The organism is Rhodococcus sp. PvR099, from assembly GCF_017833315.1.
Taxonomy (GTDB): domain Bacteria; phylum Actinomycetota; class Actinomycetes; order Mycobacteriales; family Mycobacteriaceae; genus Rhodococcus_G; species Rhodococcus_G oryzae.
In genome coordinates this window covers 2,895,527-2,916,463 of the sequence record NZ_JAFIBV010000001.1, presented here as the reverse complement: position 1 = coordinate 2,916,463, position 20,937 = coordinate 2,895,527, and the positions used below count along the sequence as shown (strand labels likewise).

Sequence of the window (20,937 nt, the reverse complement as noted above, 5' to 3'; positions counted from 1 at the left end):
GCGTCGGCAGGTAGACAGGACAGCTGCGGGGTCGACCGCCACAGACCCGGACCTGGACAAGACCCACCGCTTTGTCAGTCGGCGAAGTTGTCGGTGTAGCCGAGGAAGAGCGTCCGCCTGTGGGTCAGGGCGTCCTCGAAGCGCGTCCATCCGGGCGCGTCACTACTGCCGTAGATGGGCTTCAGCTCCTCGATGAGCTCGTTCGCCTTCAGCCGCGACAATGGCGTATCCCGTTCGAATCCGATCCAGGACGCGCCGATGCCGAGTGGACGATAGCCGTAGGCGTCGGCGAGATGACGAGTGACGGTGTAGTTCTGGAACGTGTCCCAGTCGACGCTGAAGTACCCATTCGGGAAGCCGGCGATTGCCGCCAGACTGTCGCTGACCGGCACGTGCAGAACGTGGATTTCGTCGTCGAGAATGGTGGACGGGTCTTCGTTGACGGCGGCGATCCGGTCAATCCAGTCGGGAGGGCATTCTCGAGTGCCGTGCAGTTCGTCCCAGCTCGGTATGAGTTCGCTCCTGCCGAGCTGAGCCGCCGCATGGGCGACCTGCCGGAGCTCGAAACGCCGTTGAGCGCCTGGGTCGTTCAGAAAGTCGAGATCGTCTGTCGCAACTTCGAGTTCATCCGCCTCGCCGGCGTGCATGCTCGTGTACGAGGCTTGGGCGAGATCGTCGAGGGTGATGAAGATTCGGGAGTCGAGATGTGCGACTCGTTCTGCCGACACCAGCGTCAGAATGTCATCGAACTCCTGAACGTCAGTAAGTCGTGCGCGCGTCAAGACGCTGGTGCGGGGGTCCTGAGCTCCGTCGGGAATCCGGTCGATCTTCATCGGCTCATGCTAGGTCTGCGGCCCGTCGCTGCTGCGGCCGCCGCGGCGAGACTGACACACCGCGGCAAAGGACAATCGACTCGAGGTGATCGCCCCACCGGAGCTGCGTGCGGCTTTCGCTGAACTGTCCCGCCGTGCCGCCCGCGCCGCGGAAACCGAATAGGACGGCAGACCACATGCCGACGTGCCCGGCGGATCGGCCCCATCCCGGCGCGGAGACAACAGAACTGGCCTGTGCTGTCAGATGTGCTCACCTCTCGTGTGCTGGACGACCAAGACCGCGATCTCTGTGCGCGAGGAGAGCCCCAATTTGGCCAGAGTGTGTTCCACGTGCCCGTCCACCGTCCGCGGCGAGATCGCGAGTCGGCCGGCAATGTCCTTGTTGGTCAGGCCATCGGCGATCAGATCGGCAACCTGAAGTTCGCGTTCGGTCAGACTGGCCAGGTGCCGAACGGCCGGGGCCTCCTCGGGTGATTGCTCTCCCAGGGCAAAGGCGATCGCGCCACTGAAGTCCAACGCGCCGCCCTCGCGGTAGGCAGCCTCGAACTCGTGCACGCCGAGTGCCCGACTGATATCGCGCGTGAACAAGTCCGGATTGGCAATGAGGTCGGGGAAGCGCAAGGTGACGGTGCCCACGGTTCGGCCAAGCGCGTCAGAGGCTCCCATCAGGACGGCGGCCCGCCGCGCGTCGTGTTGCTCGCCGGCTATCGAGGCCAGCGCCTGCAGGCATATCACCGCCGAAACCGGGTCGTCTGCCAGTCGGATGAACCGAAGCGACTCCTCGAGACAGTGCACCGCACGGTCGTTGTCTCCCTGACCTCGCGCGGTAAGTGCGATCGACCACAGCGCATACGACCGATACACCGTCTCGCCGTGCGCCCGCGTGATGGCAAGCATCTCCTCATGACAGGCGAGTGCCTCTGCGATCTGTCCGCGCGCCTGGCGGGACAAACCGAGTAGCAACAGCGCCTCGACCAGTCGCTTGAACTCCCCGCGTGCCCGGGAATCCTCGACGGCCTCTTCCAGGGGTCTCAGATCTTGATCGACATCACCGCGGTGGAGCGCGACGTACCCGTCGCTGATCGCGACGAAGACATGCCAGAGCGGGTCTTCCTGCCGCGCATCGAGAGCGCGGCCCTCCTCGATCCGAGCGGTCGCCGCCGCCAGGTCACCTTGGGTCGCGGCGATCACGGCGACGGCGTATAGCGCCTTGGCTCGGTCCGCGGAGGACTTGTCGGATGTTCGTGCCAGGGCTCGGTCGAGCCATCGGCGTCCCTCGCTGAGGAGGCCGCGGGATACCCAGAATTGGTTCATGGCCGCGGCGATCCGGAGCACGCTCTCGCCGGACCCGGACAGGCTGAACTCGAGCGCCTCGCGCACATTCGGCAGGTCCCGGGCGAGGCGCGCGGTCCACTCGAGTTGATTCGGGCTCATCCACGCGTCGTCGGCGTCGAGCGCCAACTGCAGGTACCAGTCGTGATGTCGCCGGCGCAGGGCCAGTTGCTGGCCGGTGTGGTCGAGCTTGTCGCGGCCGAAGTCCCGCACGGTGTCCAGCAATCGGAAGCGGACCCCACCACTCGATTGCTCACGGAACAGGATCGACTTGTCCACCAGAGAGGCCAAGGTGTCGACCAGGTCCTGATCGGCCTCCTCATCGGCGCACACGGCCTCGGCGGCCTCGAGGTCGAGACTGCCCGCGAACACCGACAGCCGAGCCCACAGTTGTTGTTCGGCGGGTGTGCACAGGTCGTAACTCCAGCCGATGCACATTTGCAGTGTCTGCTGCCTGCTCGGAGCGTTCCGGCGGCCGCGGGTCAGCAGGGTGTATCGGTCGGTGAGCCGCTGGAGGATCTGCTCGGGTGAAAGCACTCTCAGCCGCGCCACCGCCAGCTCGATCGCCAACGGTAGCCCCTCCAGTCGCGCGCAGATCTGTGCGACGGTGTTGATGTTGTCGCCGGTGAGCTCGAAATCCGGGAGCGCCAGCGAAGCCCGTTCGGCGAACAGTGACACGGCATCGAAATGAGTCGACTTCTGAAGCGAGAGCGGGTGGTCGGCCGGTGGTGTCGTCAGGGGGGAAACCCGGATCACGGATTCGCCGCCGATGTTGAGTGGTTCCCTGCTGGTGACGAGGATGCGGAGCTTCGGGCAGGTGGTCAACAGTGTCTTGGCGAGCTCGGTCACGGCCTCGATCAGCTGTTCGCAGTTGTCGAGCACCAGCAGTCCCGTGCTCGGGTACAGGACCTCGACAAGCACCTCGAGCAGGGGGCGGGCCGAGCGGTTCTGCACCCCGACGCCGGCGGCGACCAGCTCGACCACCAACGTCGGATCGCGCAGCTCGCCGAGTTCGACCAGCCACACCCCATCGGGATAGGCCCTTCGCTCCGCCTCGGCCGCACTAATGGCGAGCCTGGTTTTGCCGACCCCCCCGATGCCGGACAACGTCACCAGACGAGAGGCCGACAGGGCTCTGCGTACCTCGGACAGTTCGGCTTTGCGGCCGACGAAGCTGGTCAGCTCCATCGGCAGAGTTGCCACGCTCACCGGAGACCCGTTTCGGCAGGAACCAAATTGACGAGCACTCACCAATTATCGACCACCGGTCAAGAAGATGCTGCGGGTTGCCAACTACGGTGACCGTTCACACCAGGTGTGAATCGTCATCGCAGTTGTCATATCCCGGCGCCCTGACCTGCGATGTGACAACTACCGTGACGACATCCGGCCGCGATCGTGGTCAAGATAGTTGGCAATTGTTCACGGTCGTTCGTTAGCTGAACCATGCCCGGCAGTGGACTACCCGAACTGTCCTGCCGTTCGTGAATGGCCGCCCCGGAGTTCGCGAAGGTCGGTGGCGCCCGGGCCGCGTCGGTGACCTAGGTGTCCGGTATCGGCGGTCAACCTTGTGTCGCACACGAGCATGATCAGCACGAATACGGCGTGCGCGCTGGGCTTCTCGTCGAGCCGGCGGTCGCGCCCCGCCTCCAGCGGGACTCGTGCTCATCCCAAGCGTGCTCATTACGGTGGTCACTGCGATTGTCTGGCTCGGTACACGGGCGAAGTGGCGCCCTCGCACACCACGCCAACCTATAGATTGTAGCTAGAAAGCTAATCTATGTAGGGTGAGTGCATGCCCCGCGCCCAACTCTCCTCTCAGGCCCTGTTCGCGATCGCCGCTGACATCGCAGACCGCGAAGGCTTCGACGCGGTGACCGTCTCGGCGGTCGCCCGCCAAGCCGGCGTTCGGCCCGCGAGTATCTACTCGCACATCCGGGACAGGGACGCTCTGCTGGACGGCCTGCAACAGCTCGCCCTGCGTGAACTCGCCGCGCGCGTCGGTGACGCCATCGCCGGACGTGCGGGGCGCGAGGCGCTGATCGGACTCGTAGAGGCGCATCGCTCCTACGCGAGTGAGCGACCCGGTGCCTGGGCGTCCCTTCAGCGTCCCGCGTCGGCCGACACCGTGGGATCGCCCGAAGCGGGACGTATCGCGTCCCTCATGCTCGCCGTCATTCGCGACTATCGGCTACCGGATGAGGAACTGGTCCACGCAGCACGATTTGTCGGCGCGACAGTCAACGGCTTTCTCGCTCTCACCCGAGCTGAAGCGTTCGAGCACCGCGACCCCGCAACGGAACTGTCCTGGGTGGCTGCGATCGACGCGGTCGATCGCGCCCTGAATACCTGGCCCACGGAAGGAGACCTCCCTTGATCTCGACGCTGTTCACTGCTGACATTGTCCGTGGTGTCGCCGAGCTGACCAGGACACCCCGCGGTGTCGCGCTGCACCGGCTCCCCGCGTGGGTACGGGAGCAGTTCCCGGATTCGCAACTGCTCGCGATGGAGGCTCAGTCTTCCGGTGCCCGCCTGCAATTCGAGACGGAGGCCACTCGCCTCGAGCTCGTCACACACTCGACCCGCGTCGCCTATCGTGGCGCCGACCGTCCGCGCGGCCGCATCGACGTGTTCGTCGACGGTGTCCTCCACACCCGTGACGCGCTGGTGGGCGGTGACCGCATCGAGATCGACCTGCAGACCTGGGAGTCCAGTGCGCACGGCGGGCCCTCACACACCACCACGGTGGTCGGCCTCGCTGCCGGCCGCAAGCGCATCGAGGTGTGGCTCCCTCACAACGAGGCGCTCGAGCTGGCCGAGCTCCGCTCCGACGCTCCGGTCAACGCCGACGTGAGTCCCCGGCCACTGTGGGTGCATCACGGCAGCTCCATCAGTCATGGATCGAACGCGCTCGCTCCCAGCGAGATCTGGCCGAGCGTCGCTGCCCGCGCGGCTGATGTGGAGCTTCGCAACCTCGGTCTCGGCGGCAGCGCCATGGTGGACCAGTTCCTGGCTCGCGTCATCCGCGATGCGCCCGCCGACGCCATCAGCGTCAAACTTGGCATCAACGTCGTGAACCTCGACGCGATGCGCCTGCGCGCGTTCGTTCCGGCGGTGAACGGATTCCTCGACACCATCCGCGACGGGCATCCCAATACACCGATCCTGCTCGTCTCCCCGATCTTCTGCGCTATCCACGAGAACACGCCCGGTCCTGGTGCATTTGATCCGGCCACGCTGGGCACTGACAACGTGCAGTTCGTCGCGACCGGAACTCCGGGTGATACGGCCCAGGGCCGCCTCACCCTCGAGGTCATCCGCGACGCCCTGCGCTCGCTCGTCGAACGTCGCGCGGCCGACGCGAATCTCCACTATCTCGACGGCACCGAGCTCTATGGCCCGGAGGACGCGGAGCGTCTCCCGCTGCCCGACGGCCTCCATCCCAGTACGGAGGCGCACCAGCTGATCGGCCGACGGTTCGCCGACTACGCATTTGCTGGGTCGGCGCCGTTCAGTGCTTCGCGAGCTGCCTGAGAGCCGCGCCACGCCACTGTGCGGGAATCAACTGCAATCACGCGAGGAGAGCGCTGACTGCGTCGTTCAGAAGGGCTGGCCGAACCTCCGCAATCCGACGAAGGATGGGGCGGCTGCACGAGTAGGTGACAGGTCGGGTCCGGCTCGCGAGTGGCAGTGCCGTCCAGCTCGCCGCTCGGCTCGTCCGAGTCGATGCCGTTGGCCAACTATCCTGACCAATGGCCAACAATGTTGACGAACTGGCCAACTAGGGTGACGAATGGCCAACTACGGTGACCGTTCACAGGGGGCTTGCGGGGCGCTGCTACAGTGGCGCCCATGCAGCGCGCATATTTCTGGTTTAGCAGGCTGGCCCCGGGTGGGCCGGTCGGCGTAACCACGCGCTGACTTCCTCCACCCCGAGCCGATATCGACCGGCTCGCGGGTGTGCACGCACTCTCCTGGGTCGGCCTGAACGAACAGGACCCCCATGACCCTCACCATCGACACCGATGTGCTCGGCCTCGACGACCAGCGCACCGTCTCGATCAGTCCGTTGGCCGCGCCTGCCGAACTGCGCCGCGAATACGCCGTCGACCCCGCCGTCGCCGCGACGGTGCGCGGCGGCCGGGACGCGACAGTGAACATCCTCGACGGCCGCGACGACCGCCTCATCGTGGTGGTCGGGCCGTGCTCCGTGCACGACACGGACGCCGCGATGGACTACGCGCGCCGACTCGCGGCGAAGGCCGAGCAGCACCGCGACAACCTGCACATCGTGATGCGGGTGTACTTCGAGAAGCCGCGCACCACGCTCGGATGGAAGGGTCTGGTCAACGACCCGCACCTCGACGGCAGCTTCGACATCAACACCGGCCTGCGGATGGGACGCAAACTGCTGCTGGACATCTCGTCGCTCGGCCTGCCGGTCGGCTGCGAGTTCCTGGACCCGATCACGCCGCAGTACATCGCGGATCTGGTCAGCTACGGCGCGATCGGCGCCAGGACCGCCGCGAGCCAGGTGCACCGCCAGCTCTGCAGCGCGCTGTCCATGCCGGTCGGGATCAAGAACTCGACCGAGGGCGACGTGCAGGTGGCGGTCGACGGGACCAGGGCTGCGGCGGCGAGCCACGTGTTCCCCGGCACCGACCTCAACGGGCTGTCCGCGCTGATCCGCACCGCGGGGAACCCGGATTGCCACGTCATCCTGCGCGGCGGCAACGACGGCCCGAACTACGACGCCGCGACCGTCGCCGACACCATGGCGCGACTGGCGAAGTCGGGCCTGCCCGAGCGGGTCGTCATCGACGCCAGCCACGGCAACAGCCGCAAGGACCACAACAAGCAGGTCGACGTGGTCACCGATGTCGCGGCACGGATCGAGGCAGGCGAGCCGGGCATCTCGGGACTGATGCTGGAGAGCTTCCTCGTCGCGGGCCGTCAGGACCTGACCCTCGGGCGGGCGGACGAGCTCACCTACGGGCAGTCGATCACGGACGCCTGCCTGGACTGGGACACCACCGACGCCCAGCTGGACCGGCTCGCGAGCGCGGTCAGCGCACGCCGCGCGTCCGGAACTGCACGCTGATCCGCGGCCCGATGGGGCGGGTGCTCTTGGGGACCGCGTGTTCCCAGGTCCGCTGGCAGGACCCGCCCATGACCAGCAGGTCGCCGTGGCCGAGCGAGTATCGAAGGGAGGCTCCGCCACCGCGGGGCCGCAGGGCCAGAGTCCTGGCGGCGCCGAGGGAGACGATCGCGACCATCGTGTCCTCGGTGCCGCCGCGGCCGATGGTGTCGCCGTGCCAGGCGACACTGTCGGCGCCGTCGCGGTAGTAGCAGAGGCCGGCGGTGGCGAACGGCTCGCCGAGTTCGCGTCGGTAGTGCGCGTCGAGGGCCATCTTGGCCTCGGTGAGCAGGGGGTCGGGGAGGGTGGCGTCCTCGGCGTAGAAGCTCACCAGCCGCGGGACGTCGACGACCCGGTCGTACATCTGCCTGCGCTCGGCCCGCCACGGGACCGTGTCGACGAGATCGGTGAACAGTCGCTCCGATCCCTGCAGCCAGCCCGGTCGCACGTCGATCCAGGCGCCCGCCGTCAGGTCCCGCCTGCGGACGCAGTCGCCCAGCGGCTCGAACCGAGCGCCCTCGGTCGGGTCGTCGAACAGCGACGCCTGCACCGCGATGTCCACGGGCGGAATTCTACGCCGAGATCGAACAATTGTTCTAGCGCCGTGCTGCTATTCGGCGGTGAGCTCCGCGAGCTGCTCGGCCGCGGTGGTGTTGCCCCGCTCGGCAAGGCGTCGCAGCTCGTCCAGGTCGTCCCGTTCGGTGGCGAGTTCGATGAGCTGGTCGGCGGCATCGGAGTTCCCGCCGTCGGCCAGGTGCCGGAGCTGGTCCATGTCGCCCAGTTCGCCGGCGAGCTGGATCAGCTCGTCTGTCGCGTCGGAGTTCCCGCCGTCGGCGAGGCGCCGCAGCTCGTCCATGTCGCCGAGTTCCACGGCGAGCTGGACCAGCTCGTCGAGGGCGGTCGCGTCGCCGTTCTCGGCGCGCTGCCGCAGCGTGGGCAGGTCGTGGTCGGGCATGATCGGCAACCTCTCAGTTGTGGGGAGCGGGAAGTGCTCCCGATCGGCGGAGTTCGTCGCGATGCGTGTGCCATTCGTCGCGCAGGGCCGGCAGCCGCTCGCTGAGGAACTCGGCAAGGGCGACCATCTCCTCGAGTGGTGCGCGACGTTCGGGCGGGGCGTCGGCCAGCAGCGCCAGTCCCTCCCGGAACAGTGCCGCGTGTTCGCGGTGGACCGCGGAATCGAAGTTCTGGGGTTGCCGGCTCACGGGGTCCAGGCTCACCCGGTCCACCCGCTCGCCGGCGACACGGGTCCGCCGCGCCAACTGATAGCCCTCGAGCAGCTTGACGGCACCGGTCACGGCGCTCCGGCTCGCCAGCAAGGCGTCGCCCAGCTCGTCGATCGTCGGCTGCGGCGGATCGCAGACGAACAGGTATCCCAGTAGTCGTCCCGCCATCGGCGGGAACCCGTACTGACGCGCGTAGAAGCGGCCGACGTGGTCGGCGAAGATCAGCTGCGTGTCGTGTGGCACCCCTCGACGGTAACAGCTTTGACTGAGATGACACAGATATGTGTCATTTGGACTGGAAGTCCAGTGGTGCTCAACTGGCCCGCGACAGCGGTGCGCGGACCGTGCGAACCTCATCGCCATGATCACCGGCGCAGCAGTTCTCGGGGTCTCGGCGGTCGCGCTCGGAATGGTGCTCACCCCGGGACCGAACATGATGTACCTCGTCTCCCGCAGCGTCACCCAGGGCCGACGCGCCGGACTGATCTCGCTCGGCGGCGTCGCCGTCGGTTTCGGCTGCTACCTGGCGGCCGCGACGGCGGGGATCTCGGCGGTTTTCGTCGCGGTGCCGCAGCTCTACCTCGCGGTGAAGCTCGCGGGCGCGGGCTATCTGGGGTGGCTGGCCTGGCAGGCGCTCCGGCCGGGCGGGGCCTCGGTGTTCTCTCCCCGGCGGTTGCCTGCCGATTCCGCCACGCGCCTTTTCACGATGGGGCTGGTCACGAACCTGCTCAACCCGAAGATCGCCATCATGTACCTGGCGCTGATCCCGCAGTTCATCGATCCGGCGGCGGGGCGGGTCTGGGCCCAGAGTCTCGGTCTCGGCGGCGTGCAGATCGCGGTCGCGCTGACCGTCAATGCTGCGATAGTCGTTGTGGCAGGCACTATTTCGACGGTCCTCGACGCCAGGCCCGGCTGGTTGAGGGTGCAACGCTACGTGATGGGATCGGTCCTCGGCGGGCTGGCCGTCACCCTCGCCCTCGACAGGTCCCGGCCTGCGGTCGCCTGACCGGCGGCGATGCGCCCCGGATTCCTTCGTCCGTTGATGGTCGGCGGGGCTTCCTGCTGCCTATGATCGACACAGCGGTAGCCGAGCGCGGATGGATCGGGGTGTCCAGATGCAAATAGCGGATGTGTTGCGGAACAAGGGCCAGGCGGTGGCGACGGTCGGGCCGGGGATCACGGTCAGCGTGCTGATCGGCGAACTCGCCAGGCACAACGTGGGCGCCCTCGTCGTGGTCGAGAACGACGAGGTGGTCGGCATCGTGACCGAGCGCGACGTGGTGCGTCGCATCCACGAGCGCGGCGCCGAGCTGCTGAACGACCGGGTCGGGGACATCATGACCACGGCGGTGTTCGCCTGCCTGCCGACCGACAGCGTCGACAGCCTCGCCGAGACCATGACCGAGCGCCGGATCCGGCACCTGCCCGTGATCGTGGACGGTCAGCTGGTCGGCATCGTCAGCATCGGCGACGTGGTGAAGAGCCGGATCGGCGAGCTGCAGGGTGAACGCGACCAACTCGAGGCCTACATCGAACACGGCTGAAGGGAGCCGACCATGGCGGAGACCATGCGCGCCGCACGATTCCATGCCGACTCCAAAAAGACTGTGGTGGAGGATGTCCCGATACCCGAGCCGGGTCCGGGGGAGGTGCTCGTCAAGGTCGAGTACTGCGGGATCTGCCACTCCGACCTGAGTCTGATCAACGGAACCTTCCCTGCGATGCTGCCGGTCGTCACCCAGGGCCACGAGTCCTCCGGCACCATCGCGGAACTCGGTGCGGGAGTGGCGGGCTGGGCGGTGGGCGACCGGGTCATCCCGTCCGCAGGCAAAGCCTGCCTCCGGTGCCGCAACTGCAGGCGCGGGGATCTCACCAACTGCTTGAACATCCAGCTGATGGCGTTCGCCTACGACGGCGCCTGGGCCGAGTACACGGTGGCGCAGGCAGGCGGGTTGACCCGGATCCCCGACAACGTCCCCTTCGATCAGGCGGCGATCCTGGCCGACGCGGTGTCCACGCCCTACGGCGCCGTCGTGCGCACCGGGGAGGTCAGGGTCGGCGAGGCCGTCGGGGTGTGGGGCGTCGGCGGGATCGGTACCCACATCGTGCAGCTCGCGCGCCTGGTCGGTGCGGTCCCGATCCTCGCGTTCGACATCAACCAGGTGGTCCTGGAGCGGGCCCTCGAACTCGGCGCGGACTACGCCTTCGACTCCCGGGATCCGGAACTGAAGGCGAAGGTCGCCGATGCCACCGGCGGCAGGATGCTCGACGTCGCCTTCGATTCGGCGGGTCTCGCGGTCACGTTCTCCCAGGCGCTGGACTGCCTCGCCGTCGGCGGCAGGCTCATCGTGGTCGGGCTGAGCGACCAGGAGGCGCTACTCGGCACCACCACCGCCTTCGGGCTGTCGAAGAAGCAGGTCAAGGGCCATCTCGGCTACAAGAACGTCGACATCGAGACCCTGGCGGAACTGCTCTCCCGCGGTCGTCTCGATGTCTCGCGCTCGATCAGCGAGATCGTCTCGCTGGAGGACGTCCTGGTCGGCATCGAGAAGCTGGACAGGCACGAGGGCGATCCGATCAGGATCCTGGTCAGGCCATGAGTTCCCGGACGCTGTCGGTCCCCGGTCGTACTGTCGCGACATGGGATACGAATTTCAGGTGACAGTGGACGCCGCCGACCCACACACCCAGGCCAAGTGGTGGGCGGAGACACTCGGTTGGCGGGTCGAGCCGAGCGACGAGGACTTCATCCGGCGGATGGTCGCGGCCGGGCACGCCACCGAGGAGGACACTCAGGTCTTCGAGGGCACCCTGGTCTGGAAGCTGGGCGCTGCGATCAGCGACCCCGAGCACCAGGAACGCCCTCGGGTGCTGTTCCAGGCGGTGCCCGAGACGAAGTCGGTGAAGAACCGGCTGCATTTCGACGTCCGGGTCGGCGAGGACAAGCAGGCGGTGGCCGATGCCCTCGTCGCCCGTGGCGCGACGTTTCTGCATCGCGGGCAGGTGGGTCCGCAGTGGTGGATCACGATGGCCGACCCCGAGGGCAACGAGTTCTGCGTCAGCTGAGCGCCTGCCCGGCGGCTAGCGGTAGGCGCCAGGGGTCTCCCCGGTCCACCGTTTGAAGGCGCGCCGGAACGCACTGGGCTCGGAGAACCCCAGCCGCGCGGACAGGTCGTCGACTGACTCGCCACGGCCGAGTCCGGAGATGGCCGCGTCGCGGAGCACCTCCTCCCGGAGCTGATTGAGCGAGGTGCCCTCCTGGCGCAGCAGCCGGCGCAGGTGCGGGACGCTGATCGAGAGCATCTCCGCGATGTCGTCGGCCGTGGAGGTGCGGCCCTTGACGCCGGACTCGAGGACCTTGCGGACCTGCGCGGAGGCCGTGCTGTCGTAATCCCGTTCGGAGAAAAGCAGATTCGGAGACTCGCGCAGGTAATCCTCCAGCGTCTCCTCGGTCTGGATGATCGGCGCACGCATCACGCCGTTGTCGAATTCGAGTGCGGCCATGTCGGCGCCGAAGGTGACCTTGACACCGAAGATGACGTCGTAATTCCTGGCCAGTGACGGATCCGGAGCCGGATACGGCACTTCCACCGAGATCAGCTTGACCCGCCTGCCGACCAGCCAGGCCGCGAACCGGTGCAGGAGTATCAGCTCGAAGTCGGTGAGCAGTCGGTCGGCGGCGTCCGCGGTCGCGGCGGGCAGCGCTTCGTCGCGCCGGGGGATCATCACCTGGAGTCGGGTGGTCGACTCGCCGGTCCGGATCCGCAATTGCGGCGGCCCAGGGAGTGCCCGCATCACGTCGGCCATCCGCTCGAGGGCGCTGCCGAGATCGGGGGTGTGGATCAGCGACAGGCAGACCAGCTTGAAGGTGCCGCGCGGCACCGGAGCGGCGCCGAGGCCGAACAGTTCGTCGCCGGTCAGTTGCCAGGCCGCCTGGGTGAACAGCGTCAGCTGGTCGGCGGTCAACCGCGCGTTCTCGTCGCGCAGCATGGGCAGGGTGATGCCCGCGGCCGCAAGGGGGATGGACATGTCGAACCCGCCGCTCGCCGCCAAGGCGGCGGCCCTGCGCACGAAGTCCGCGGGAATGGTGCGCTGACTCATCGCCGCGTCACCACCGCCCAGCCAGCCCCATGAGGCGCTCGGCGGCCTCGGCGAGCACCTCGTCGCGCTTACAGAATGCGAAGCGCACCACGTGATTCCACGGCGCCTTGTGGTCCGCGAAGACGCTCACCGGCACCGCGGCCACCCCGATCCGCTCCGGCAGCGCGCGGCAGAACGCCTCGCCGTCGGTGGTGCCGAACGGGGTGATGTCCGCACACACGAAGTAGGTGCCTCCGCTCGCGTGCACCCCGAACCCCGCCTCGCGCAGGGCCCCGCTGAGCACGTCCCGCTTGTGCTGCAGGTCTTCTCGCATACCGGTCACCCAGGCCTGCTCGTGGGTCAGCGCGTGCGCGACCGCGGGCTGGAACGGGCCGCCCGCGACGAAGGTCAGGAACTGCTTGGCCGAGCGGACCGCGTCCACCAGCTCGGCGGGGCCGCACACCCAGCCCGTCTTCCATCCGGTGACGCTGAAGGTCTTGCCCGCGCTCGACACGGTGATCGTCCGGTCCGCCATTCCCGGCAGCGCCGCCAGGGGGGTGTGAGTGCGCCCGTCGAAGACCAGGTGCTCGTACACCTCGTCGCTCAGCACCAGCAGGTCGCGCTCGACGGCGAGCTCGGCGACGGCCCGCAGTTCCGCGTCCGTGAACACCGTGCCGGTCGGGTTGTGCGGGGTGTTGAGCACCAGCATCCGGGTGTTCGGGCCGACCGCGCCGCGCACCGCATCGAGGTCGAGGGCGAAGCCGTCGCCGTCCGGGACCAGGGACACGGACCGGCGCACACCGCCTGCGAGGGCGACGGCCGCGGCGTACGAGTCGTAGTACGGCTCGATGAGCACCACCTCCTGGCCCGGTTCGACCAGCCCGAGCAGGGTCGCGCTGATCGCCTCGGTGGCGCCGACCGTCACCAGCACCTCGGTGTCCGGGTCGTACTCCAGGCCGTATCGAGCCGCGCGGTCGGCGGCGATGGCCTCGCGCAGAACGGGCATCCCCGGACCCGGCGGATACTGGTTGAGACCGTCGGCGATCGCGGATCTGGCGACCTCGAGCATCGCGTTCGGGCCGTCCGTGTCGGGAAAGCCCTGGCCCAGGTTGATCGCGCCCGTCCGCACGGCGAGCGCTGTCATCTCCGCGAAGATGGTGGAGCTGAACGGTTGCAGGCGCGAGACCGTCTGCGAGTGGCGTGCTGCGGGCATCGTCACAGCCTATTCGCCGTCCGGGCGGGTTCGGACCGCATGGTCGACGAACTGCAGGCGCCCCGACTCGGCAAACCGCAGCAGGGCGTGGCCGGACCGTTCTACCGTCGATACATGAGCGCCGCGATCGAGATCTCGGACCTGGTCAAGACCTTCGGCCGGACGCGGGCCCTGGACGGCCTCGAGCTCCAGGTGCGCACCGGGGAGGTGCACGGCTTCCTCGGACCCAACGGGTCGGGCAAGTCCACCACCATCCGGGTGCTGCTCGGCCTGCTCCGTGCCGACAGCGGCGACGTGCGACTGCTCGGTGGCGACCCCTGGCGCGAGGCGGCCGGACTCCACAAGCGCCTCGCCTATGTCCCCGGCGACGTGAACCTGTGGCCGAACCTCTCCGGCGGCGAGGTGATCGACCTGCTCGGACGGTTGCGCGGCGGCCTCGACGAGCGACGCCGGGCCGAGCTGCTCGAGCGGTTCGACCTGGACCCGACCAAGAAGGGCCGGACCTACTCCAAGGGCAATCGGCAGAAGGTGGCGCTCGTCGCGGCCCTGTCCTCCGACGTGGAACTGCTGATCCTCGACGAGCCCACCTCCGGGTTGGACCCGCTCATGGAGGCGGTGTTCCAGGAGTGCATCGCGGAGGTCACGGGGCAGGGGCGCACGGTGCTGCTGTCGAGCCACATCCTCGCCCAGGTGGAGGCCCTGTGCGACCGACTCACGATCATCCGGCTCGGGAGGTCGATCGAGACCGGCAGCATGGCCGACCTGCGGCACCTCACCCGTACCTCCATCGCCTGCGAGACCAGGAGCCCGGCGACAGGTCTGACCGAGCTGGCCGGCGTGCACGACCTGGTGGTGGAGGGGACCAGGGCCCGGTTCCAGGTGGACACGGGCGAATTGGACGAGGCGATCACGCACCTCACCCGGTTCGGCATCCGCACCCTCACCAGTCAGCCGCCGACCCTGGAGGAGTTGTTCCTGCGGCACTACGGCGACGAGCTCGCGGCGGCAGGGGTGGACGAATCGTGACCACGCTGGCCGGCACCGCGACACTGACCCGGTTCGGTTTTCGGCGCGAGAGGTTCGCGCTGGTCCTGTGGGCCCTCGCGGGCGCCTTCGTCTACTACTCGCAGGCCGTCGGAGTGGACATCGCGTATCCGACCCAGCCGGAGCTCGATGCGGTCGCTGCCAGCATGGAGGGCAACGCGGCCATGATCGCCATGGCCGGCCCGCCGCGCGCCCTCGACACGATCGGGGGCCAGGTGGCCTTCCAGGCCAGCGCCTTCGGGATGATCGTCGCGGGCCTGATGAGCATGTTCGTGATCGGACGGCACACCCGCGCCAACGAGGAGACCGGCCGCGACGAGCTGATCCGGTCCTCCGTCGTCGGGCGCCATGCGCCCTTCGCCGCGGCGGCGATCATCGCGACGGTGGCGAACGTGCTCTACGGCGCGGTGGTCGCACTGAGCCTGATCTCCTACGGTCTGGCCGCAGCGGGATCAATTGCCCTCGGCATCGGCGCCACCTGCGCGGGCCTGGCGTTCGCGGCGGTCGCCCTGCTGGCAGCGCAGATCACCGAGAACACCCGGACGGTCTACGGCATCACCGGGGCCGCGATCGGCGCGGCCTACGTGCTGCGCGCGGTCGGCGACGTCGGAAGCGGTGCGCTGTCGTGGCTCTCGCCGCTGGGCTGGGGCCAGGCGATGCGGCCGTACGACGGCGAGATCTGGTGGCCCGCGCTGCTGTCGCTCGCCGTCGCCGTGGCCGTCGGCCTCGCCGCGCTCCGCGTGTTGGACCACCGTGACGTCGGCGCGGGAGTGTTCCCCCCGCGGCCGGGCCCGGCCCGCGCTCCGCAGGGGTTGCTCGGTGAGTTCGGGCTCGCCTGGCGGCTGCAGCGCGGCACGCTTGTCGGTTGGTCGGTCGGGTTGTTCCTCGGCGGAGTGGCGTTCGGCACGATCGGCAATGACGTCGGTGACCTGCTCGGCGATGTCGACATCGGCGAGTTGCTGGGGCAAGAGAGCGCGAGCATGGTCGACGCGTTCTACGCGATGGCCGCCGCGATGCTGGCCATGATCGGGTCCGCGTACACGATCTCCTCCGCGCTCAGGCCGCGTGCGGAGGAGGCGGCCGGGCATCTCGAGCCGCTGCTCTCCACGGCGCTGACCCGGATCCGCTGGATCGCGGGCCACGCGGTGATCACGCTGGCCGGTTCGGCCCTGGTGCTGGCGCTCGCCGGTCTCGGGATGGGACTGATGTACGGGATCATCGCCGACGACATGGCGCAGGTGCCGCGGATGCTCGGCGCGACCCTCGTCTACCTGCCTGCGGCCTGGGTACTGGGCGGGCTCACCCTGCTCCTGTTCGGCCTCCTGCCGCGGCTCGCCTCCGCCGCCTGGATCGGCTTGGCCTTCTGCTTCTTCGTCCTGATGTTCGGGACGACGCTGAAGTTCCCGGACCGGCTGATGAGCGTCTCGCCGTTCGAGAACCTGCCGTTGGTGCCCGCGGTGGACTTCCGGTTGGAGCCGCTGCTGGTCACCACAGTGGTCGCGGGCACGCTGTGTCTGCTGGGGACGGCGGCCTTCCGGTGGCGCGATCTGCAGACGAACTGAGGGTTGTCACGTTTTCCTGCGCTGTCTCGTCCAAGGGGTAGGCGGCTCGAACGGTCGCCGCAATGGGAACAGGAGGGCGTCATGACTCGAATCCAGCCGGTGGCTCCGAAGGATGCCGGACCGCTGATCAAGGTGGCCTACAAGTTCGCAGGCCGCAGGTTCGGCGCGGTGCCCGAACCCTTCACCGTGTTGGCGAATCATCGCAAGCTCTTCGTGGCCTGCGCCCGGCACGAGATGGCGGCGGAGAAGGCCTCCAAGGTGCTGCCCGCGAACGTCCGCGAGCTGGCGGTGTACCGGGTCGCGTGGACCGTCGGGTGCTCCTGGTGCGTGGACTTCGGCACCATGTTGCAGCGCCTCGACGGCCTCGACATCGAGCGGCTCCAGAAGATCGGCGACTACGAGAACTCCCCGCTCTACAGCGAGGACGAGCGCGCGGCGATCGCCTACGCCGACGCGGTGACCGCAACTCCGGGGACCGTGACGGACGAGCAGGTGGCGGACCTGGAACGCCGGTTCGGCAAGGACGGGGTCGTCGAACTGACCTATCAGATCGGGCTCGAGAACATGCGGGCCAGGATGTACTCCGCGCTCGGGATCACCGAGCAGGGGTTCAACTCCGGGGACGCGTGCCGGGTGCCGTGGGCCGATCAGGCGGTCACGGGGCAGCCCGGTCCGGGAGCCTGACGCCCGCGAACTTCTCGGGGTTCGCGATGTCGTAGGCGGCGCTCACCTTGCCGTCGCGGACGGTGAAGCCCCCCACGCGCGACGGGAAGCCCGGGTGGGTCTCGTCCCCGGGCGACCCGTGCGTGTAGAAACCGAGCTGGCCGTTGACCATGGCCGGTTCGAGCGCCAGGAGTGACTGTGGCCCATAGCGATTGATCAGGCCGAGGAAGAAACGGGCGAACTTGTCGGACCCGTGGATGACGTTGACCGCCGTGCGGGTGGTGCCGTTGGCGTCGCCGATCACCAGGGCGTCCGGGTGCAGCGCGTCCAGTACGGCCTGGAGGTCGCCCGCCGCCATCGCGGCCATCAGCCTGCCGACCGCCTCCGCGTGCTCGTCGTCCGGGGTCGGCCGCTCGGCGCCTGCCGCCGCGCGCCGTCCGCGCGAGGCCAGTTGCCGGGTCGCGGCGGTCGAGGTGCCCAGGATCCCGGCGATCTCGTCGAAGGGGACGCCGAACCCGTCGTGTAGCACGAACGCGGTGCGCTGATCCGGGCCTAGGTTGTCGAGCACCACCATCGCCGCCAACCGCACATCCTCCTCGCGCACAACGGCTTCCAGTGGGTCTATCGACCCCGGGGATCCGAGGGGCGTCACGATCGGCTCCGGAAGCCACTGTCCGACATAGCTTTCGCGCCGGACGGCGGCGCTGCGAAGGTGGTCGAGGCAGATTCGGCCGACCACGGTGGTCAACCACGCTCGCAGGTCGCGGACGGAGTCGGGGTCGGTCTCGCTGAGCCGGAGCCAGGCCTCCTGCACGGCGTCCTCGGCGTCGGACACGCTGCCTGTCATCCGATAGCCGACCGACAGCAGGTGACGGCGGTGGGATTCGAAGGTCTCGGCGAGTGCGACGGTGCCCATGGGTCGATTCTACGAACGAGTTCGACTTAAAACCCCGGTGAACGGAACTGTTCCCGACGGCCGCGGCGTCCGTCATCTTTGACGCACCATCCAGCCACGCCCGACCTGAGGACTCAGACCATGGCATCACCGACGCCCAAGAGACGATCAACGCAGCCACGACCCCTGCGCGCACTCGCGGCCCTCGCCGCGCTTCTGACGATCGGTTCCCTGGTCGGTGCGTGCGCGGGGTCATCCGAGACCGAGCAGACCGCGGACGGCAAGTCCGTGCTGCGCTACCAGGGCGCGGCCGGACAGGTCACCTTCCCGGAATTGGCGGCAGACCTCGGCTACTTCCAGGACATCGAGCTGAAGTGGGTCGGTGACACCACCAGCGGGCCGCAGGACATCCAGTCCGTGGCGACCGGGCAGACGGAGTTCGGCAGCGCCTTCAACGGCGCGATCGTCAAGCTTCGCTCCGCGGGTTCCCAGATCACCTCGGTGGTGAGCTCGTACGGTGCCGATCAGGGCACCTTCACGGGGTACTTCGTGCTCGACGGCGGGCCCATCACCGGTGCGCGGGATCTGATCGGCAAAAAGGTCGGCATGAACACCCTTGGTGCCCACCATGAATTCGTCGTGCGCGAATGGCTGGCCAAGCAGGGGCTCACGCCCGATGAGATCAAGCAGGTCGAGTTGATCGTGGTTCCCCCGATCAACACCGAGCAGGCGCTGCGGGAAGGCCAGATCGACGTCGCCGCACTCGGGAGTGTCTTCCGGGAGACCGCCGTCGGCCGCGGCGGGCTGCGCCCGCTCTTCACGGATTCGGCGATCTTCGGGGACTTCAGCTACGGCACCTATGTCCTGCGTGACGATTTCATCGCCGAGAACCCCGAGGCCGCGAAGGACTTCACGCAGGGCGTGGCACGAGCCGTCCGATGGACCCAGACCACACCGCGGGACCAGGTCGTGGCCAGGTTCAAGGAGATCATCGGCGAACGAGGCCGCAACGAGAACACGAGTTTGACGGACTACTGGCGCAGTCCGGGTATCCCGGTCGCGGGGGCGGTCATCGCCGACCGCGAGCTGCAGACGTGGATCGACTGGCTGGTCAGGAACGGCGAACTGAAGCCGGGCGAGTTGACGGCGGCCGACCTGTTCACCAACGAGTTCAACCCCTACGCGAACGGGGCCTACACCGCCACCAGCGGTGCAGACGGACAGGCGCTGGGGGCAGGAAAATGACCGCAGAACCCAAGCTCCGGCTCGACCGGGTCAGCAAGCACTTCGGCATCCGCGGGTCCGATGACCGGTTCACCGCGATCGAGGACATCAGCATCGACGTCGCCGACGGCGAGTTCCTCGTCCTGGTGGGCCCGAGTGGCTGCGGCAAGTCCACGCTGCTGGATCTTCTCGGCGGCCTGACCACACCGTCGTCCGGGCGGATCCTGCTCGACGGTGAACCGATCACCGGACCCGGCCTCGACCGCGGGATCGTCTTTCAGCAGTACGCGCTGCTGCCGTGGCGGACCGCGCAGCACAACATCGAATTCGGTTTGGAGGCAAAGGGCCTGCCGAAGCGGCAGCGACGGGAGATCGCCGACCACTACCTCGAATTGGTCGGGTTGCAGGGGTTCGGCGACCGGTACCCGCACGAGTTGTCGGGCGGGATGAAACAGCGGGTCGCGATCGCACGGAGCCTGGCCTTCGACCCGGAGGTGCTGCTGATGGACGAGCCGTTCGCGGCGCTCGACGCCCAGACCAGGGAGTCCCTGCAGGACGAGCTGCTGCGGATCTGGCGCACCACCGGCAAGACAATCCTGTTCATCACGCACGGCATCGACGAGGCCGTGTACCTGGGGCAGCGGGTGGCGGTGCTCACCTCGCGGCCGGGTCGCGTGAAGACGGTGGTCGACATCGACATCGACCGCACCTCGGCGGATGTCCGCTCCGACGCGCGATTCCGGGAGTTCCGCCACCACATCTGGAGCCAACTACAGGACGAGGTGGCGCGCGCTCAGCACCAGGAACTCGAGGTGGCGGCGCCCGCACAGAAGGAGACGGCCCATGTCTAGTGTCGAACTGCTCGCGCCGCCGGTCGCCGCCCGCGGCCAGGTGCCACGCACCGCGCAGGCGGCGTCACGACGTCCGGGGGCTCTCGCCCGCGGCGGCCGCGCGGTCCGCGCCACCGCCTGGCGGGTGCTCAAGCCATCGCTGGCGATCGGCCTGTTCCTCCTGCTGTGGGAGCTGGCCCCACGCCTCGGCCTGGTGGACAAGGTGTTCCTGCCGCCGTTCTCCGTGGTGGCGGGCGCCTTCGGCGACCTGGCCGCCAGCGGAGAGCTGTGGAACCATGCCTCCGCGAGCCTGAGCCGGGCGCTGACCGGGTTCGCGGTCGCCATCGCGATCGCCATCCCGCTGGGCGTCGCCATCGCGTGGTACCGCCCGGTGGCCGAGTTCGTGAATCCGATCCTCGAGCTGCTGCGCAACACGGCCGCGCTCGCGCTGCTGCCGGTCTTCGTGCTGGTGCTCGGCATCGGGGAGACCTCGAAGGTCGCCCTCGTGATCTACGCGAGCACCTTCCCGATCCTGCTGAACACCATCTCGGGAGTCCGGACGGTCGATCCACTGCTGGTCAAGTCCGCCCTGTCGTTGGGCCTCACACCGATCCGGCTGTTCCAGAAAGTGATCCTGCCCGCCGCCGTCCCGACCATCTTCACCGGCATCCGGATGGCGGCGGCATCCTCGATCCTCGTCCTCATCGCCGCCGAGATGGTCGGCGCCAAAGCGGGTTTGGGATACCTGATCACGGCATCGCAGTACAACTTCCAGATCCCGAAGATGTACGCCGGCATCATCGCGATCTCACTTCTCGGTCTCGTCTTCAACGGAATCCTCATCCTCGCCGAGCGCCGCCTGTCCCGCTGGCGCGTCGGTCCGATCTAAGGAGATCATCGC

Annotated in this window: 21 protein-coding genes; 13 read left to right on the top strand and 8 right to left on the bottom strand. The window is 68.2% G+C overall.

The annotated features are described in order from the left end of the window. Positions 1 to 74: 74 nt before the first annotated feature. Together JOE46_RS13315 and JOE46_RS26980 are read right to left on the bottom strand one after the other, a co-directional pair. Positions 75 to 833 carry a hypothetical protein gene (locus tag JOE46_RS13315; RefSeq protein WP_097214197.1) on the bottom strand — a complete coding sequence of 253 codons (759 nt, stop codon included), beginning with the start codon at positions 831 to 833 and terminating at the stop codon, positions 75 to 77. A 240-nt stretch (positions 834 to 1,073) separates the two neighbouring features. Then, on the bottom strand, positions 1,074 to 3,374 hold the full coding sequence (locus tag JOE46_RS26980; protein WP_143548530.1) for a LuxR C-terminal-related transcriptional regulator: 2,301 nt from the start codon (positions 3,372 to 3,374) through the stop codon (positions 1,074 to 1,076). Positions 3,375 to 3,960: 586 nt separating this feature from the next. Here JOE46_RS26980 and JOE46_RS13305 point away from each other — a divergent pair. From JOE46_RS13305 to JOE46_RS13295, 3 genes are all read left to right on the top strand, one after another. Then, positions 3,961 to 4,542 carry a TetR/AcrR family transcriptional regulator gene (locus tag JOE46_RS13305; RefSeq protein ID WP_097214199.1) on the top strand — a complete coding sequence of 194 codons (582 nt, stop codon included), beginning with the start codon at positions 3,961 to 3,963 and terminating at the stop codon, positions 4,540 to 4,542. Continuing rightward, on the top strand, positions 4,539 to 5,699 hold the full coding sequence (locus tag JOE46_RS13300; protein WP_097214200.1) for a GDSL-type esterase/lipase family protein: 1,161 nt from the start codon (positions 4,539 to 4,541) through the stop codon (positions 5,697 to 5,699). The genes JOE46_RS13305 and JOE46_RS13300 overlap by 4 nt, the downstream gene beginning before the upstream one ends. 469 nt (positions 5,700 to 6,168) lie before the next feature. Continuing rightward, on the top strand, positions 6,169 to 7,266 hold the full coding sequence (locus tag JOE46_RS13295; protein WP_097214201.1) for a 3-deoxy-7-phosphoheptulonate synthase: 1,098 nt from the start codon (positions 6,169 to 6,171) through the stop codon (positions 7,264 to 7,266). Here the strand turns inward: JOE46_RS13295 and JOE46_RS13290 are convergent. Genes JOE46_RS13290 through JOE46_RS13280 form a run of 3 tightly spaced genes read right to left on the bottom strand, consistent with a single transcriptional unit; the run spans position 7,232 to position 8,768 of the window. Further along, positions 7,232 to 7,864 (bottom strand): alpha-ketoglutarate-dependent dioxygenase AlkB, encoded by a 633-nt coding sequence (locus JOE46_RS13290; RefSeq protein WP_097214202.1) that lies wholly within the window; start codon positions 7,862 to 7,864, stop codon positions 7,232 to 7,234. The genes JOE46_RS13295 and JOE46_RS13290 overlap by 35 nt on opposite strands. Positions 7,865 to 7,912: 48 nt before the next feature. Further along, positions 7,913 to 8,257, bottom strand: coding sequence for a hypothetical protein (locus tag JOE46_RS13285; RefSeq protein ID WP_245221042.1), 345 nt, complete (start codon positions 8,255 to 8,257; stop codon positions 7,913 to 7,915). Between the two features lie 13 nt (positions 8,258 to 8,270). Further along, positions 8,271 to 8,768 (bottom strand): GbsR/MarR family transcriptional regulator, encoded by a 498-nt coding sequence (locus JOE46_RS13280; protein WP_097214203.1) that lies wholly within the window; start codon positions 8,766 to 8,768, stop codon positions 8,271 to 8,273. A 118-nt stretch (positions 8,769 to 8,886) separates the two neighbouring features. Here JOE46_RS13280 and JOE46_RS13275 point away from each other — a divergent pair, with 118 nt between their 5' ends. From JOE46_RS13275 to JOE46_RS13260, 4 genes are all read left to right on the top strand, one after another. Next, positions 8,887 to 9,531 carry a LysE family translocator gene (locus JOE46_RS13275; RefSeq protein ID WP_097214204.1) on the top strand — a complete coding sequence of 215 codons (645 nt, stop codon included), beginning with the start codon at positions 8,887 to 8,889 and terminating at the stop codon, positions 9,529 to 9,531. A 109-nt stretch (positions 9,532 to 9,640) separates the two neighbouring features. After that, entirely contained in the window at positions 9,641 to 10,069 is a 429-nt protein-coding gene (locus tag JOE46_RS13270) for a CBS domain-containing protein (RefSeq protein WP_097214252.1), read from the top strand. A gap of 12 nt (positions 10,070 to 10,081) precedes the next feature. Then, entirely contained in the window at positions 10,082 to 11,125 is a 1,044-nt protein-coding gene (locus tag JOE46_RS13265) for a zinc-binding dehydrogenase (RefSeq protein ID WP_209927520.1), read from the top strand. Positions 11,126 to 11,165: 40 nt separating this feature from the next. After that, complete coding sequence (locus tag JOE46_RS13260) at positions 11,166 to 11,591, top strand: VOC family protein (RefSeq protein ID WP_097214206.1); 426 nt, start codon at positions 11,166 to 11,168, stop codon at positions 11,589 to 11,591. Positions 11,592 to 11,606: 15 nt separating this feature from the next. Here the strand turns inward: JOE46_RS13260 and JOE46_RS13255 are convergent, their stop codons facing one another. Together JOE46_RS13255 and JOE46_RS13250 are read right to left on the bottom strand one after the other, a co-directional pair. Continuing rightward, positions 11,607 to 12,626: an AraC family transcriptional regulator gene (locus tag JOE46_RS13255; RefSeq protein ID WP_097214207.1), complete on the bottom strand. Its 1,020-nt coding sequence runs from the start codon at positions 12,624 to 12,626 to the stop codon at positions 11,607 to 11,609. A 7-nt stretch (positions 12,627 to 12,633) separates the two neighbouring features. Next, the gene (locus tag JOE46_RS13250; protein ID WP_097214253.1) at positions 12,634 to 13,818 is read right to left on the bottom strand and encodes a pyridoxal phosphate-dependent aminotransferase; all 1,185 of its coding nucleotides are present in this window, start codon (positions 13,816 to 13,818) and stop codon (positions 12,634 to 12,636) included. Between the two features lie 114 nt (positions 13,819 to 13,932). On the opposite strand from JOE46_RS13250, the gene JOE46_RS13245 reads away from it, so the two are divergent. The 3 genes from JOE46_RS13245 to JOE46_RS13235 all read left to right on the top strand — a co-directional run bounded on the left by JOE46_RS13245 (position 13,933) and on the right by JOE46_RS13235 (position 17,108). Then, complete coding sequence (locus JOE46_RS13245; RefSeq protein ID WP_209927518.1) at positions 13,933 to 14,844, top strand: ABC transporter ATP-binding protein; 912 nt, start codon at positions 13,933 to 13,935, stop codon at positions 14,842 to 14,844. Further along, on the top strand, positions 14,841 to 16,424 hold the full coding sequence (locus JOE46_RS13240) for an ABC transporter permease (protein WP_209927516.1): 1,584 nt from the start codon (positions 14,841 to 14,843) through the stop codon (positions 16,422 to 16,424). Before JOE46_RS13245 ends, JOE46_RS13240 begins: the two co-directional genes overlap by 4 nt. Positions 16,425 to 16,505: 81 nt before the next feature. Beyond that, complete coding sequence (locus tag JOE46_RS13235) at positions 16,506 to 17,108, top strand: carboxymuconolactone decarboxylase family protein (protein ID WP_097214209.1); 603 nt, start codon at positions 16,506 to 16,508, stop codon at positions 17,106 to 17,108. Here JOE46_RS13235 and JOE46_RS13230 read toward each other — a convergent pair. Then, complete coding sequence (locus JOE46_RS13230; RefSeq protein ID WP_097214210.1) at positions 17,080 to 18,003, bottom strand: sigma-70 family RNA polymerase sigma factor; 924 nt, start codon at positions 18,001 to 18,003, stop codon at positions 17,080 to 17,082. The genes JOE46_RS13235 and JOE46_RS13230 overlap by 29 nt on opposite strands. 120 nt (positions 18,004 to 18,123) lie before the next feature. On the opposite strand from JOE46_RS13230, the gene JOE46_RS13225 reads away from it, so the two are divergent. Genes JOE46_RS13225 through JOE46_RS13215 form a run of 3 tightly spaced genes read left to right on the top strand, consistent with a single transcriptional unit; the run spans position 18,124 to position 20,925 of the window. Next, positions 18,124 to 19,227: an ABC transporter substrate-binding protein gene (locus JOE46_RS13225; protein WP_097214211.1), complete on the top strand. Its 1,104-nt coding sequence runs from the start codon at positions 18,124 to 18,126 to the stop codon at positions 19,225 to 19,227. Next, the gene (locus JOE46_RS13220) at positions 19,224 to 20,057 is read left to right on the top strand and encodes an ABC transporter ATP-binding protein (protein WP_097214212.1); all 834 of its coding nucleotides are present in this window, start codon (positions 19,224 to 19,226) and stop codon (positions 20,055 to 20,057) included. The genes JOE46_RS13225 and JOE46_RS13220 overlap by 4 nt, the downstream gene beginning before the upstream one ends. Then, the gene (locus JOE46_RS13215) at positions 20,050 to 20,925 is read left to right on the top strand and encodes an ABC transporter permease (protein ID WP_097214213.1); all 876 of its coding nucleotides are present in this window, start codon (positions 20,050 to 20,052) and stop codon (positions 20,923 to 20,925) included. The genes JOE46_RS13220 and JOE46_RS13215 overlap by 8 nt, the downstream gene beginning before the upstream one ends. The last annotated feature ends 12 nt before the right edge of the window (positions 20,926 to 20,937 follow it).

Coding starts and splice junctions, on each gene's coding strand:
- JOE46_RS13215 (WP_097214213.1), top strand. CDS start 20,050: ATGTCTAGTGTCGAACTGCTCGCGCCGCCGGTCGCCGCCCGCGGCCAG.
- JOE46_RS13245 (WP_209927518.1), top strand. CDS start 13,933: ATGAGCGCCGCGATCGAGATCTCGGACCTGGTCAAGACCTTCGGCCGG.
- JOE46_RS13260 (WP_097214206.1), top strand. CDS start 11,166: ATGGGATACGAATTTCAGGTGACAGTGGACGCCGCCGACCCACACACC.
- JOE46_RS13285 (WP_245221042.1), bottom strand. CDS start 8,257: ATGCCCGACCACGACCTGCCCACGCTGCGGCAGCGCGCCGAGAACGGC.
- JOE46_RS13235 (WP_097214209.1), top strand. CDS start 16,506: ATGACTCGAATCCAGCCGGTGGCTCCGAAGGATGCCGGACCGCTGATC.
- JOE46_RS13225 (WP_097214211.1), top strand. CDS start 18,124: ATGGCATCACCGACGCCCAAGAGACGATCAACGCAGCCACGACCCCTG.
- JOE46_RS13265 (WP_209927520.1), top strand. CDS start 10,082: ATGGCGGAGACCATGCGCGCCGCACGATTCCATGCCGACTCCAAAAAG.
- JOE46_RS13230 (WP_097214210.1), bottom strand. CDS start 18,003: ATGGGCACCGTCGCACTCGCCGAGACCTTCGAATCCCACCGCCGTCAC.
- JOE46_RS13255 (WP_097214207.1), bottom strand. CDS start 12,626: ATGAGTCAGCGCACCATTCCCGCGGACTTCGTGCGCAGGGCCGCCGCC.
- JOE46_RS13315 (WP_097214197.1), bottom strand. CDS start 833: ATGAAGATCGACCGGATTCCCGACGGAGCTCAGGACCCCCGCACCAGC.
- JOE46_RS13275 (WP_097214204.1), top strand. CDS start 8,887: ATGATCACCGGCGCAGCAGTTCTCGGGGTCTCGGCGGTCGCGCTCGGA.
- JOE46_RS13220 (WP_097214212.1), top strand. CDS start 19,224: ATGACCGCAGAACCCAAGCTCCGGCTCGACCGGGTCAGCAAGCACTTC.
- JOE46_RS13305 (WP_097214199.1), top strand. CDS start 3,961: ATGCCCCGCGCCCAACTCTCCTCTCAGGCCCTGTTCGCGATCGCCGCT.
- JOE46_RS13250 (WP_097214253.1), bottom strand. CDS start 13,818: ATGCCCGCAGCACGCCACTCGCAGACGGTCTCGCGCCTGCAACCGTTC.
- JOE46_RS13270 (WP_097214252.1), top strand. CDS start 9,641: ATGCAAATAGCGGATGTGTTGCGGAACAAGGGCCAGGCGGTGGCGACG.
- JOE46_RS13295 (WP_097214201.1), top strand. CDS start 6,169: ATGACCCTCACCATCGACACCGATGTGCTCGGCCTCGACGACCAGCGC.